The following is a 12936-nucleotide window of genomic DNA, read 5'->3' on the forward strand; positions in this document are numbered from 1 at the left end:
ATCAATCGCACCCTGCCTGGAGATAGATCATGAGCGAGCTCAAACGCGTAGAACGCATCGAATCCACCCCGTTCCAGTCGCCTTCGCACAAGAACGTGCATGGTTGGGAGCGCGTCGGCTCGTTGACCGGCGGCGTGCTGATGGTCGGCAAGGGCCTGCGCCGTGGCGGCGTGTTCGGCCTGATTCAAGTGGCGCTCGGCGGCATGGCCGTGGCCCGTGGCATTACCGGGCACTGCTCGGCGAAAAGCCTGCTGGAAAAAGGCCGTCAGGACATGAGCAATGTGCGGGCGAAGATCGAACGCGCCGGGGAAGAGCTGAGCAAGCTGAAGACCAATGCCGAAGTGGCCACCGAAACGGCAACCGTTACCGGCAATGATTCGCTGGTCTCGCCGAAGGCCGGCGTCTGAGGCTTTAAAGCAAAAGATCGCAGCCTCCGGCAGCTCCTACACGGAATCACGTTTTCCATTGCAGGAGCTGCCGAAGGCTGCGGTCTTTTGATCTTTACGGGTTCAACAACCCACCACCTCATCAGCCCGCGCGAAAAATCAGATGATCTTCCCAGTCATCCTCCGGCACGCTGCCTTCGGCAAGCATGCGCCCGGACTGGGAAATCCGCTCATGGTGCACCGCATCGCGGTCGCCACACACCAGGTGATGCCATAACGGCAGATCCTTGCCCTCGCTGACCAGACGATAACCGCAGGTCGGCGGCAGCCATTTGAATTCTTCCGCCTGACCCGGCGTGAGCTGGATGCAGTCCGGGACAAACTTGATCCGGTTCGGATAATCGCTGCACTGACAGGTTTTCAGATCCAGCAGTTTGCAGGCGATGCGCGTGTAATAGACGCTGTTGTCTTCTTCATCCTCGAGCTTTTGCAGGCAGCACAGACCGCAGCCGTCGCACAGCGATTCCCATTCCTCGTGATCGAGTTGATCGAGGGTTTTGCGTTTCCAGAACGGTTCGACTATGGCGGCCATGGCTCAAGCATCAACATCAAGGTGGTGAAAAGGCCGCCAGTCTAGTGCCAGCGGACGCAAGGGCCAAGCGCTGGCGACTGTCGGTAAATCCGCTTTCAGCGCCAGCGCCGCCCGCTGAGCAAACTGGTGGCTGCACTTTGAAACCAATGTGGGAGCGAGCCTGCTCGCGAAAGCGCTGTGTCAGACACGCTGTTGTCGACTGACACGCCCTCTTCGCGAGCAGGCTCGCTCCCACAGCGAAATCGGGTGAGTCAGTAACCGCGGGTGAAATCCACCTCGCCGCGCAACGCTTCACCCGCCTCATACGCTTTCAGATTCTGCACAAACAAATCCACCATCAGCGCCGGCGAGGTCGGTGCCGAGCTGTGGCCGGTCAGGAGCAAGCCCCACGCGGTCCAGAACGGATGGCGTTGCGGCAATGGTTCCTGGCGGCAGACGTCGATCACCGCGCCGGCCAGGTGCCCTTCTTTCAAAGCTTCAACCAGATCGGCATCGACCACTGCCACACCGCGTCCAGCGTTGATGAACAGTCCGGTCGGTTTGAATTGCTTGAACAGCGCCGCGTCGTAGATATCGTGGGTGTGTTCGGTGTTCGGCAGCAGATTGACCACGTAGTCCACCTCGCCCACCAGACGCGGCAGATCCGCCAGCGCGCCGACTTCGACAAACGGCGCCTGTTCGCGGGCGCTGCTGGCGATACCGTACAGCTCGACGCCGAACGGCCGCAGAAACTGCGCAACGCTCTGGCCGATGTCACCGGTGCCGACGATCAGCACCTTGCGCCCGACCAGACTCTGGCCGCTGCGGTTGTCCCACTTGCGCTCGACCTGACTGACCAGCCGCGCCAGCACTTCGCGTTCGTGGCCGAGGATGTAGGTCAGCACGTATTCGGCCATGACCTGACCGAAAATCCCCACGGCGCGGGTCAGGCGATAATCGCGGCGCAGGCCGTCGGCGAGCAGCGGCGTGATGCCGGCCCAGGTCGATTGCAGCCATTGCGGTTGATGGCCCTGGCGCAGCAGGGTCGCGAGCAGATCCGGCTGGCCCAGCCACACCGGGCAACCGGCGGCCTGCCGCGCCAGTTCAGCGGAGTCGCCGCTGGTCAGGATTTCAAGCTCGGGCAGTGCCTGACGCAGCAGGCGGGCGTATATCGCGTGGTCGTGTTCAGCAATCAGAACGCGCATCTTCAAACCTTTCGCAAACCGTGCAGACAGCCGCCGGGTTGGGGCCGGCCATCGCGGTAAAAACAGTTCCAGGGTTAACCGAGGCCCAGGACAGGGCCTCGCGGGTCAGACCGGGTCGTTGCGTCGCAGCAACTCTTCGGGCAAGTGCTCGATGTACTCGTCCTCGGCCGGTGGCATCTGCAGGTGATAGCCCTGCTTGTCGAGGTTTTCCAGAACCACGGTGATGTCTTCGCTGGCCAGCTTGCGCTCGGGCGACAGCACCAGATCGAAGGAATGCTTCGCTTTGCCGAAAGCCGTCATCAGCGCATCCGGCACGCGCTCGAGCGCATCGCTCTTGAGCACGTAGAGATACATGCCGCTGCGCTTGGAGCTTTGGTAGATGGAGCAAATACGTTTCAAGGCTGTTCTCCGGCGGTGGCCAGGCTGTCGAGCAGCTTCTGGCCGAGCAATTCGCGGCGCCAGCCACGCAGCGAATCGGGCAATTGGTAAGGACCCTCGGGGAAGCCGCTTTTGACCAGCGCTTCGAGGGTTTTCTTGCGCAGCATCAGTTCCGGGGCAATACCCAGGCGTTCGGCCTCGGCCTGACCCAGCGCGCGCAGTTGTTTGATCAACGCAGCGGCTTCGATCGGCAACGGCTCGGGCACTGCCGGCGGCCATTGATCCGGCCCCACACTGCCAGAGCGCTTGATCAGATCAAGCAGAAACTGACCGTCCTGACGTACGGTACGCGGGTGCATGTCTTCGATCTTGCCCAGCGCCGCGAGGTTATCCGGCTGCGTGCGGGCCAGGGGCCACAGCGAGTGTTCCCGGACGATGCGGTTGCGCGGCAGGTCGCGGGCGCGGGCTTCTTTTTCGCGCCAGGCGCACAGTTCACGCAGCACGGCCAGTTGCGCACGGGACAGCTTCCACGCCAGTTTCGCCTCGCGATAGACCTCGTACGGATCGGTCTCGCGGCGCAGGTTGGCAACCAGTTCGGCGCCATCCTCCAGCACCCAGGCGAACTTGTCGTCGGACAGCTTGGGCCGCAACTCGACGAACACCTCGGCCAGATGCACGGCATCTTCGGCGGCATAGCTGATCTGGGTTTCGGACAGCGGACGCTGCAACCAGTCGGAGCGGGTCTCGCCCTTGGGCAGGTCGATGCCGAGCACTTCCTGCACCAGTCGCGAATAGCCCATCGAAAAACCGAGGTTCAGGTAAGCGGCGGCCAGTTGCGTGTCGAACAGCGGCGCCGGCAGGCTGCCGGTCAGGCGCAACAGCACTTCGAGGTCTTCGCTGCAGGCGTGCAGGACTTTGAGCACCGCCGGGTTTTCCAGCAACGCGGCCAGCGGTTGCCAGGCGTTGATGGTCAGCGGATCGATCAGGTAGGCGCGTTTGCCGTCGCCGATCTGCAACAGGCCGGCAATCGGGTAGAAGGTGTCGACCCGCATGAATTCGGTGTCGAGGGCAACGAACGGCAGCTGCTGCCACTCGGCGCAAAACTGCGCGAGGCTTTCGTTGTCGCGAATCCAGTGAATATCGATAGCCACACGGCTCTCCCTTGAAGAATGGCGCGCAGTATATATCGCCACCGACGATTTACGCGCCTTTGAAGGGCAAGAGCTGTAAGGAAATGTCTTGCCTGTCAGCAAGAATAGTCTGACAGCAGAAACAGAAAGGCCCGTCGCATTGGCGCGACGGGCAGGAAACACTTCACTGCTTGGCCAACACGCCGTCGATCACCGCGCCGCGACAACCGGCAAACATGTCCAGCGCCGGCTGATACACGCTGCTGCGCACTTCCAGCAGGCCGAGCATCGAGTGAAACAGATTGTCCTGGCTCAGCGGTTTGTCCCGGCTCAGTTGCAGGCAATGGGTGTCGACCGAATAGGCCTTCTGATAGCTGTCAGAGAACCACGCCAGCATCGCTACATGCTTCTGTTGCTCGGGCGCCAGCATGTACGGCGTGCCGTGCAGAAACAGGTTGTACTCGCCCAGCGACTCGCCGTGGTCCGACAGATAGAGCATGGCGGTGTCGACTTTGTCCTGATTGCTGCGCAGCACATCGATCAGGCTCGCCAGCACATGGTCGGTGTAGACCAGCGTGTTGTCGTAACCGTTGACGATACTTTCGCGGCTGCAATTGTTCAGCGCGTTACTTTCACAGACCGGAGTGAAGTGTTCGTACTCCTTGGGATAACGCTTGAAGTAGTCCGGGCCATGACTGCCCATCTGGTGCAGAACCAGCACGGTGTCCTTGTCCAGATGATCGATGAAACTTTGCAGGCCTTGCAGGAGAATTTCATCGCGACATTCGCTGTTGGCGCATAACGCAGGGTCCTGCAACTTGCTGACATCCTGCACCCTGACGCGGTCGCAAGTGCCTTTGCAGCCGGACTGGTTATCGCGCCAGATCACATCGATGCCGGCACGCTTGAGCACATCGAGCAAGCCTTCTTCATTCTTGGCCTTGCTGGCGTTGTAATCCTTGCGACCCATATTGGAGAACATGCACGGTACCGAAACTGCGGTTTCCGTGCCGCAGGAATGCACGTCAGTAAAAGCGATCAGGCCAGCCTCTTTGTCCAGTTGCGGGGTGGTGTCGCGGTCATAACCGAGAATGCCGAAGTTCTGCGCCCGCGCACTCTCCCCCACCACCAGCACCGTGAGGGATTTGCGTGGCTGTAGCTGCAGGTCGGGATTGCGCTGGGCATCTTCGCCGATCTTGATGAACGGCTGCTGCGCCGAAACCACTTGCTCTTGCAGATAACCAATGGATGCGCCGATGTAATTGCTCGGCACCAGCATCAGGCGAATTTCGTGGTGATTGCGAAACAGCGACGACAAACCTTGATAGTTGGCCAATGCCACAACACCGATTACCGCCGCCGAGGCAACACTGACAATAACTTTGCTGAACAACTCGCGATGCCAGCGCCGATAACTTACCGGTACTTTCCACAACAACAAACACGGCAAAACACCCAGCAAGAGAATATAAGCGAACAACTTCAACGAGAGCAGATCACGCACTTCCGTCACATTGGTTTCGGCAAAGTTGCGAAACATGCCGGCATCGATCATCACGCCATATTGGCTCATGAAATAAGCCACGCCGGCGCTGACTAAAAACAACAGGGTCAATAGTGGTTTAAGCAGTGGCCGGAAAGCGAATAACGTCAGGACTATGTTGAACGCGGCAAAGATCATCAGGCTAAACGCCACGCGCATGGCGATGCCCTTGCCATCGGCGGCGGTGATCTCGAACAAATGTTGCCAAAGCACCAGATTGAAACCGAGCAACAAAAAGGCGCTGGCAAACAACGTCACCCATTCCGGGCGCACGGCTTTTAACTTCAACATGATGAGTGACTGTTCCTGAAAGAAGAGCCTCGTCGATTGTGAAAATTTCATTCACCGAGGCATGCCAAACTTTAGGCAGCCATGGATCAATTTTTCGTGAAAAAGATGCTAATGATTAGTTGCCTCGGAGTACGAACGTGAAAGTTTGCGAGTATTTGAGAATGGTTCAGGTTTTATTCAGTTTCAGGCACTTCGCAATGTCCTCTGTGGGAGCGAGCCTGCTTGCGAAAGCGCAGTGTCAGCAAATGAATGTTTGTCTGGAGGAACGCATTCGCGAGCAGGCTCGCTCCCACATCGGGACAGGGGTGTTATCGAGTTTTTAGGTCTGCCCCGGCATTTTCTGATTTGCCGACGGCGGCGACGCCACGCCTAATCATCAGCCCCTGGACTCGAAGGCCCGCCGATGAATCACACCCGCCCCGCCGCTTGGCTGATGCTCGCGATCATCCTTGTCGCACTTAATCTGCGCCCCTCAATGGCAGCCATCGGGCCGCTGCTGTCGGCGATCCGTGGCGATATACCGTTGAGCTTCACGCTTGCCTCTCTGCTGACGATGCTGCCGGTGATGGCCATGGGACTGGCGATGTTCTTCGGCCTGAGCATCAGCCAGCGCCTGGGCGACCGACGCACGGTGCTGCTGTCGCTGTTGATCATCGGGCTGGCGAGCGTGTTACGGCTGTTTATCGATTCGGCGATCGAGCTGATCGTCAGCGCGATGCTGGCCGGCATTGGCATAGCCCTGATTCAGGCATTGATGCCGGCGCTGATCAAATCGCGCTTTGCTGACAACGTGGCGTTATGCATGGGCGTCTACGTCACGTCAATCATGGGCGGCGCGGCGATTGCCGCATCGTTCGCGCCGCTGGTGATGGTGCAGGCCGGCAACTGGCGCGTGGGGCTGGCCATCTGGGCCGCGTTGGCATTGGTCGCATTGCTGGTCTGGTGCTTGCAGCCCGCGCAAGCCATATCAAGGGTGACCCGGCGGGAGTCTTTCATCAGCCGCCCTCGCGCCTGGCTGCTGGCGATTTTCTTTGGCCTCGGTACGGCGTCCTACACCTGTGTCCTCGCCTGGCTCGCCCCGTATTACGTGGAAAAAGGCTGGAGTGAACAACACGCTGGGCTGCTGTTGGGTTTTCTTACAGCGATGGAGGTCATTTCCGGCCTGGCAGTGCCGGCGATCGCCAATCGCAGCCGTGACCGGCGTGGGATATTGGCGGTTCTGCTGTTGCTGATCATCGGCGGTTTCTGCGGGCTGATTCTCGCTCCGATAACTCTGGCCTTGTTATGGCCGTGTCTGTTGGGGCTGGGGATTGGCGGTCTGTTTCCGATGAGCCTGATCGTCGCGCTGGATCATTGCGACGAGCCGCAGCGTGCCGGTGGCCTGACCGCGTTTGTACAGGGGATCGGTTATCTGATCGCCAGCCTCTCGCCGCTGTTGGCAGGGATGATTCGCGATCGGCTGGGCAATTTCGAAGGCGCGTGGTGGGCGTTGACGGCGGTGATGGTGATCATGCTGCTGATGGTGATGCGCTTCGACCCTCGCCACTACGCGCGCCACTTGCCTCGCCCGGGCTAGAGGCCTCTGGCCATCTTTTGCGCACGAGATTGGCAACGTCGTGTTGCTAAAAGTTTCTGTCCCACATGTGTCCGTGAAATGTCCTACAAGGGTTTCTCCTGGCACCATCGTTCCGTTAGGATCGTACGCACACGTTTGCGCGAATTCTGCGCAAGGGGGCACAGCGAGACGGAACTCATGCTGAACAGTAATTTGCTTCGCAAGCTCGACATGCAGGACTTGATGGTATTCGTCGCCGTGTACGAGCAGAGCAGTGTCACCGATGTCTCGGAAACCCTGTTCGTCAGCCAGTCCACCGTCAGTTATTGCCTGAAGAAACTGCGCACCAGTTTCGAAGACGAACTGTTCATCAACACCCGCACCGGCATGCGCCCGACCTACAAAGCCTGCAGCATGTACGGCCATGTGCAGAAAATCCTCGAAAGCATCAACCTCTGCCACGCCGGTGCCCCGGCCTTCGACCCGAGTCGGCAGGCGGTGACTTTCAACATTTGCGCACCGGAATACTTCGAACAACTGATTCTGCCGCGACTGTTGAAGCGCTTCGACTTCGATGACTTGCCGGTGATGGTCAACATGCACAAGTTTGAAACCGACGTTCCGGCCGAAGAGTTGCGCGACGGCAGCCTCGACCTGGTGATCAGTTTCGGCCCGCACTTTCACCGCCAGCATGCAGATCTGAAATCACGGATGCTGCTGGAAGATGATCTGGTCTGCGTCTTCGACAAACGCGCCACGCCACTGGAGCCGCGCCTGAGCCTGCAAGCATTCACCGAACGTCGGCATGTGTTCCCGACGCCGTGGACATCAAGCACCAACATGGTCGACGGCTGGCTGGCGCGGCAAGCGCAAACGCGCCAGATAGTGGCGCGCTCGAACAGTTACAGCGCCGCGTTGAAGATGATCACCGGTACCGATTTCATCCTCACCCTGCCCCGGCGTATCCAGCGTTTGCTGACCAACGACGCGGTGTTCAACCACTGCGAGGCGCCCAATGGCTTGCCGGGTTTCACCCTCGACATGCAGTGGAGCCAGAACGCCGATCAGGACAGCGCCAACGTCTGGCTGCGCGAGCAGGTGATTCAGGTGTGCAGCGAGCTGGAAAACGCCTGAGCGTCAGACGCCGATCGCGGCTTTGCTGTAGGACTCGCGATCGATGTCGAGCAGTTCGACACACAGTTGCACTTCGAGCCCGGCCGGCCATTCGCAGAGTTCCTGCAACACCGCCAGCAGGCTTTGCGAGAGCTGCTTCTTGATCTCCGCCGAGCGCCCGCTGAGCAAGGCCAGTTTCACATGGACGAAGGCGCGCTCGCCCTGCGCCGTGCCGACCTTGAAGTTGTCGATCTTGATCGCGCGGCTCTTGATATCGAACTCCGCGCCGAACTGACCGGAACCGACCAGCGTGTTGTTGAGCCGAATCAGGGCGATGTCAGCGTTCAACTGCGTCAGGTTTGCGGTGTATTCCATGTGCAGGTGTGGCATTGCGGATCTCCAGTCGGCGGATGCGGGGGGCGTACATATACCACAATCACACAGCGTCATTTGTGGGAGCGAGCCAGCTCGCGAAAGCGTCCTTTAAGTTTACACACCCGCGCCTCCCGAACCGCTTCGCGAGCAAGCTCGCTCCCACAGGGTGGTGTGGTGCTTGTCAGGACGGAATCAGCGGCCGTTCACTCATGAACGCTTCGAGCCGCGAGCGCAGCCAGCGTTCGGCCGGGTCGCTGTCGACGTGGCTGAGCCAGACCATCGACAGGTCCAATGTCGGCGTCTTGAACGGAAACGGTTCCTGGAACAGCGCCCCGGACGCCGCCATGGCCGCTGCGGTGTAATCCGGCAGGCTGGCGATCAGGTCGGTGCCGGCCAGCAACGCCGGCAATGCGCTGTATTGCGGCACCGACAACACCACCTGCCGCGTGCGGCCCAGTTCCGCCAGCCACTCATCGGCGTAGCCACTGACATTGGCCGTGTGCGACACCAGCACATGCGGGCGAGCGCAATATTCGTCGAGGGTCAGCGGCGTATCAGAGGCATCGGCACGCAGGATGCTCGGCTGGATGTGCCGCAGCAGTTTGCGTTTGGCGTTGGCCGGCAGGCCGCGGGTCTGGCTGATGCCGACGGTGATATCGCCGGCGGCCAACAGGTCGGGAATGCGCCAGTAATCGACATGCTGCACCACGAACACCACGCTCGGCGCTTCCTGGCGCAGCGCGCGCAACAGCGGCGGCAGCAGGCCGAATTCGACGTCGTCGGACAGGCCGATGCGAAAGGTCATGGTGCTGGTGGCGGGATCGAAATCGCGGGTCAGGCTCAGCGCCGCCGACAGTGAATCCAGTGCCGGTTTGAGATGGCGGTAAATGTCTTCGGCGCGGGCCGTCGGTTCCATGCGATGGCCGACGCGGATGAAAAGCGGATCATTGAGCATCGTGCGCAAACGGTTAAGTGCCGAACTGATGGTCGGCTGGCCAAGAAACAGCTTCTCCGCCGCGCGGGTCACATTGCGTTCCAGCATCAGGGTCTCGAACACCACCATCAGGTTGATGTCGGCCTTGCGTAGTTCATTGCGGTTCATCCATTGCCCCTGCTCCCGGAATAGCGGCAGTGTAGAAAGGCCCATGAACCGCGTCTATGGGCTGCTGCGCCAAACTGCCACTGCCGGGTCAATGCAGCGTCAACGCTCGAATGCCAATGGCCAGTTTGCGCGGATCGAGTCCCATGCCCAGCGCTCTCGGGCTGACGGCATCGGCGTGCTGGAAACGAATCACCAGCACGCCTTCACGTTCGATGCGCTGCTGCACTTCGGCTGGCAGATCAACACTGACAACGTTCGCTTCGGGCTTGCGCAAACGGGTGGAGAGCACCGCCACATCGTTGACGATGACCACCAGCCCCTGTTCGGTATGCGATGGCGCAATCAACGCGTTGGCTTCCAGCACAAATGACTTCACCGGGGCCTCGGGCCGCAGAATGATTTGCGACTCACTGCCCTCGGACCATGTGCCCCACGGTTCGCTTTTCGACCATCCGCTGCCGAGGAAGAACGTCGCCAGGCTGGTAACGTCGAAGGTCACGCGCTCGTTCGTCTTGAGTGGCGAGATCAGCGTGAGGGGATCAGCGGCCACGATGGGCGGGCAATCGGCGCAACGCTTCCAGCCGGGTGCCAGCACGTTCAAACCGTCGATTCTGGCGAGTACGTCAGTGTCGCGATTGAGGGTCAGCGCGGCCGGCAGCACAGTACGGCTATCGAGTACATACAACGTATCGGCGGCGTATTGACCAGAGCTGACCACTTGGTCGGCCACAGCCTGCGCCGCTTCGGTGGCCTTGGTACTGACGCGTCCAAGGTAAACCGCATTGGTCGGCAGATGATGGCGTCCCGCATACTCGGCCAGCGTTCGCCACTGCTCCGGATAATTCTCCGGGCGCAGCCAGCGCACCGCCTGATAATGGCGGGCTGCCTGATCCCAGAACGGATCAACCAGCGGCGTCGGCCATTGTGGCGCCGGCGTGGTCATGAACAGGTTGCGCGACTCTCCCCAGCCGGAACGCGTATCCGCCACTTGCAGCAACAGGGCAATGCTCAGCAGAACCCGCGCCGTGCGCGAAGTATGGCCGCGAATCACCACGTACAGGATGGCGAAAATCGCCATGTACATGACCGGCCAGATCATCCGCCCCGACCCGCGAAAAATTGTCGCCACTGCCACCACCGCATCCGGCAGCGGAATATGCAATTCGAATGGGCCGACACCGATGTTGTTGGAAAACGCAAACAGCGCCAGGCCTGCCAGCGCGAGCAACAGCAGAGGGTAGCGACGTGGCTTGAGGTGAACATCCGTGCCGCGTTGCAGCCATGCCGCGAAGGCGCAGATGAACAGGAACACCACACCCAAACCAAGGAAAGCAAAACCGTCACCGTCGCCCAACACACCGGGCATGTCGCGCAGGGCAAACGACCAGGTTCCCGGGTCGAAAAAGCTCAGCACATTGGCGCGGAACAGACCGTATCCCATCAGTGCCAGGCCGTCGTCGCCGACGCTGAAGTAGCCCGCCTGCCAGCAGCACAGACTCACCAGCAAAAACAGTCCGATCAGTTCGGCCCCAGCTTTGCGCGGCGCCAAATGTCGCCGCAGGGTGTGCGCTGCGAGATCGGCGAGCCAGATCAGCGCAATCATCGCCAGCAAATAGGCGTGGATCAGCGCGGCCGCCGCCAGCAACGTTCCCCAGGCCAGAGAGCGCTTGGGCGTGAAGGGCCGCAGCGCAAGATAAAGCGCAGCCAGCAACATGAAATGCCCGCCCAGGGACAGGTGCACGCTCATGCGGATCAGCATGGCCGGAACGAATAAAAACAGCCCGGTGCCGAGCAATCGCACAACCGCGTCGCGGGTCACCAGGCCGAGCAGTTTCCAGGCAAACCAGCTCTGCAGAATGAAGCAGGTCAGTAACCACAGTCCGAAATACTGAAACGGCTCCGGCAACAGCGCCGAGAACGGCTTGAACAAAAAGGCGAACAGAGGATTGGAATCGGAAAAGATCAAGCCGTTGGACAACTCCAGTCCGTAAGACGGATTGAGCCCCAGCGGAAAGCTCCATGGCGAGTGCCGGAAAAATACCCAACCCTGGTAGTGGGTGGCCGGGTCGCCGTCGCCCAGCCAGGCAATGTTCATCGGGTTCAACGCCCGAGGGCCGACCACGATAAAAAACGCCAGAATGCCTAGCAGCACAGGCAACAGCGCAGCGGCCCGAGAGGTTGAGCAAAGCTTCATCGATACGTCCAGAAATTATGCAAAACGAAAGTAAATGCCGGCACCGTCAGGGCCACGGCGCCGATTCCGAGCAAATAATGCAACCCAGCCATTTGCGCCGCCCAGGCAACCAGCATCGCCAATAGAAAACCGCCCGCCGAGACCGACATAAAACGCAGCAACGTGCGCCCGTGCAGGCGAGCGGAAAAGCTCCAGGTGGTATTGATCACATAAGACACAACAGTCGCCACGGCAAAGGCGAAACCATTGGCCAGCGGCGGTTCGGGCGCGATGAAGCGGATGAACAGCACAGCCACCAGCGCATGCAGCGCAGTGACGAACAGCCCGGTCAGGGCAAAGCGCAGACCACGGCGGACCAACGCTGAACGATCACTGCCGATCACGGTTTCTGCGCCAGCACGAAGACGCTCAAACCGGCCAGCCGGTTTCTGCCCATCAACGGCAATTCCAGTCGGCACAGCGTCTTGAGCACGCTGTTGACCCACGGGTGATGAAGCTTGAGTTGCGACTGTGGCTGTGCGGTCGGCGAACCTTGGGGCATCAGGCGCAACGCAGCGGCGATAGGAAACACCGCACCGAAATAATAGGCGCCGCGCTGCACGGTCAAACCGGCATCGCCCGCCAGGGTTTCGAATTGCGCGAGGGTGTAGCGGCGCTTGTGCTCGAGAAAATCATCATGACCGCTCCAGAGAAACTGGAACGCTGGCACCGTCATCAGAAAACGACTGCCCGAAGGCACTTTATCGACATAGCTTTTGAGCAGGCCGAGGTCGTCGTCGACATGCTCGAGCACATCCATCAGTAACACCAGATCGGCATCGATGCTGTCGATGCCGCGTCGGTAATGCACCGGTTTGCCCGCGCTGGTGGCGCTTGAATCGGCGGGGTAACTGATGTCGACGCACCACGCTTCATGCGCGTCGGTGTGAGTCAGCAGATGGTGCGAGAAAAACCCCGAGCCGGCACCGACATCGAGTATTCGCCGAATCGGCATGTCACCCAGCAATCGCCGGGTCGCCGCCGCTTTGCAGCAGTAATACCAATGCTCATCGATACTGTCGCCGAGGATGTCGGTTTCCTTGAGATCCATCTG

General features: G+C 60.2%; 13 protein-coding genes. 3 read left to right on the forward strand and 10 right to left on the reverse strand.

From position 1 onward, the window contains the following. Positions 1-29 precede the first annotated feature (29 nt). Complete coding sequence (locus tag JWU58_RS20635; RefSeq protein WP_016771231.1) at positions 30-407, forward strand: YgaP family membrane protein; 378 nt, start codon at positions 30-32, stop codon at positions 405-407. A gap of 121 nt (positions 408-528) precedes the next feature. Here JWU58_RS20635 and JWU58_RS20640 read toward each other — a convergent pair whose 3' ends face one another. The 5 genes from JWU58_RS20640 to JWU58_RS20660 all read right to left on the reverse strand — a co-directional run bounded on the left by JWU58_RS20640 (position 529) and on the right by JWU58_RS20660 (position 5504). Next, positions 529-978 carry a YcgN family cysteine cluster protein gene (locus JWU58_RS20640; protein WP_016771232.1) on the reverse strand — a complete coding sequence of 150 codons (450 nt, stop codon included), beginning with the start codon at positions 976-978 and terminating at the stop codon, positions 529-531. 251 nt (positions 979-1229) lie between these two features. Continuing rightward, positions 1230-2162 (reverse strand): D-2-hydroxyacid dehydrogenase, encoded by a 933-nt coding sequence (locus tag JWU58_RS20645; RefSeq protein ID WP_206420892.1) that lies wholly within the window; start codon positions 2160-2162, stop codon positions 1230-1232. Between the two features lie 105 nt (positions 2163-2267). Next, the gene (locus tag JWU58_RS20650) at positions 2268-2561 is read right to left on the reverse strand and encodes a YcgL domain-containing protein (protein WP_016771234.1); all 294 of its coding nucleotides are present in this window, start codon (positions 2559-2561) and stop codon (positions 2268-2270) included. After that, positions 2558-3691 (reverse strand): ribonuclease D, encoded by a 1134-nt coding sequence (rnd, locus tag JWU58_RS20655; protein ID WP_024012017.1) that lies wholly within the window; start codon positions 3689-3691, stop codon positions 2558-2560. The genes JWU58_RS20650 and rnd overlap by 4 nt, the downstream gene beginning before the upstream one ends. A gap of 163 nt (positions 3692-3854) precedes the next feature. Then, complete coding sequence (locus JWU58_RS20660; protein WP_206420893.1) at positions 3855-5504, reverse strand: phosphoethanolamine transferase; 1650 nt, start codon at positions 5502-5504, stop codon at positions 3855-3857. 403 nt (positions 5505-5907) lie between these two features. On the opposite strand from JWU58_RS20660, the gene JWU58_RS20665 reads away from it, so the two are divergent. Together JWU58_RS20665 and JWU58_RS20670 are read left to right on the forward strand one after the other, a co-directional pair. Next, on the forward strand, positions 5908-7080 hold the full coding sequence (locus JWU58_RS20665) for a cyanate transporter (RefSeq protein WP_206420894.1): 1173 nt from the start codon (positions 5908-5910) through the stop codon (positions 7078-7080). 177 nt (positions 7081-7257) lie between these two features. After that, complete coding sequence (locus JWU58_RS20670) at positions 7258-8193, forward strand: LysR family transcriptional regulator (RefSeq protein WP_206420895.1); 936 nt, start codon at positions 7258-7260, stop codon at positions 8191-8193. Positions 8194-8196: 3 nt separating this feature from the next. Here the strand turns inward: JWU58_RS20670 and JWU58_RS20675 are convergent, their stop codons facing one another. From JWU58_RS20675 to JWU58_RS20695, 5 genes are all read right to left on the reverse strand, one after another. After that, positions 8197-8562 (reverse strand): 5-carboxymethyl-2-hydroxymuconate Delta-isomerase, encoded by a 366-nt coding sequence (locus JWU58_RS20675; protein WP_016771238.1) that lies wholly within the window; start codon positions 8560-8562, stop codon positions 8197-8199. Positions 8563-8728: 166 nt separating this feature from the next. Next, complete coding sequence (locus JWU58_RS20680; protein WP_024012013.1) at positions 8729-9649, reverse strand: LysR substrate-binding domain-containing protein; 921 nt, start codon at positions 9647-9649, stop codon at positions 8729-8731. An 88-nt stretch (positions 9650-9737) separates the two neighbouring features. Then, positions 9738-11843 (reverse strand): DUF6311 domain-containing protein, encoded by a 2106-nt coding sequence (locus JWU58_RS20685; RefSeq protein ID WP_206420896.1) that lies wholly within the window; start codon positions 11841-11843, stop codon positions 9738-9740. Beyond that, the gene (locus tag JWU58_RS20690; protein ID WP_073472933.1) at positions 11840-12226 is read right to left on the reverse strand and encodes a GtrA family protein; all 387 of its coding nucleotides are present in this window, start codon (positions 12224-12226) and stop codon (positions 11840-11842) included. The genes JWU58_RS20685 and JWU58_RS20690 overlap by 4 nt, the downstream gene beginning before the upstream one ends. Continuing rightward, positions 12223-12933 carry a class I SAM-dependent methyltransferase gene (locus JWU58_RS20695; RefSeq protein WP_206420897.1) on the reverse strand — a complete coding sequence of 237 codons (711 nt, stop codon included), beginning with the start codon at positions 12931-12933 and terminating at the stop codon, positions 12223-12225. Before JWU58_RS20695 ends, JWU58_RS20690 begins: the two co-directional genes overlap by 4 nt. Positions 12934-12936 lie beyond the last annotated feature (3 nt).

It is taken from the genome of Pseudomonas atacamensis (assembly GCF_017167965.1).
GTDB classification, from domain to species: Bacteria; Pseudomonadota; Gammaproteobacteria; order Pseudomonadales; family Pseudomonadaceae; genus Aquipseudomonas; species Aquipseudomonas atacamensis.

Bases quoted from the DNA above. Each gene is read 5' to 3' on its own strand.
- JWU58_RS20635 (WP_016771231.1), top strand. From the start codon at position 30: ATGAGCGAGCTCAAACGCGTAGAACGCATCGAATCCACCCCGTTCCAG.
- JWU58_RS20680 (WP_024012013.1), bottom strand. From the start codon at position 9,649: ATGAACCGCAATGAACTACGCAAGGCCGACATCAACCTGATGGTGGTG.
- JWU58_RS20670 (WP_206420895.1), top strand. From the start codon at position 7,258: ATGCTGAACAGTAATTTGCTTCGCAAGCTCGACATGCAGGACTTGATG.
- JWU58_RS20640 (WP_016771232.1), bottom strand. From the start codon at position 978: ATGGCCGCCATAGTCGAACCGTTCTGGAAACGCAAAACCCTCGATCAA.
- JWU58_RS20695 (WP_206420897.1), bottom strand. From the start codon at position 12,933: ATGGATCTCAAGGAAACCGACATCCTCGGCGACAGTATCGATGAGCAT.
- JWU58_RS20665 (WP_206420894.1), top strand. From the start codon at position 5,908: ATGAATCACACCCGCCCCGCCGCTTGGCTGATGCTCGCGATCATCCTT.
- JWU58_RS20685 (WP_206420896.1), bottom strand. From the start codon at position 11,843: ATGAAGCTTTGCTCAACCTCTCGGGCCGCTGCGCTGTTGCCTGTGCTG.
- JWU58_RS20675 (WP_016771238.1), bottom strand. From the start codon at position 8,562: ATGCCACACCTGCACATGGAATACACCGCAAACCTGACGCAGTTGAAC.
- JWU58_RS20645 (WP_206420892.1), bottom strand. From the start codon at position 2,162: ATGCGCGTTCTGATTGCTGAACACGACCACGCGATATACGCCCGCCTG.
- JWU58_RS20660 (WP_206420893.1), bottom strand. From the start codon at position 5,504: ATGTTGAAGTTAAAAGCCGTGCGCCCGGAATGGGTGACGTTGTTTGCC.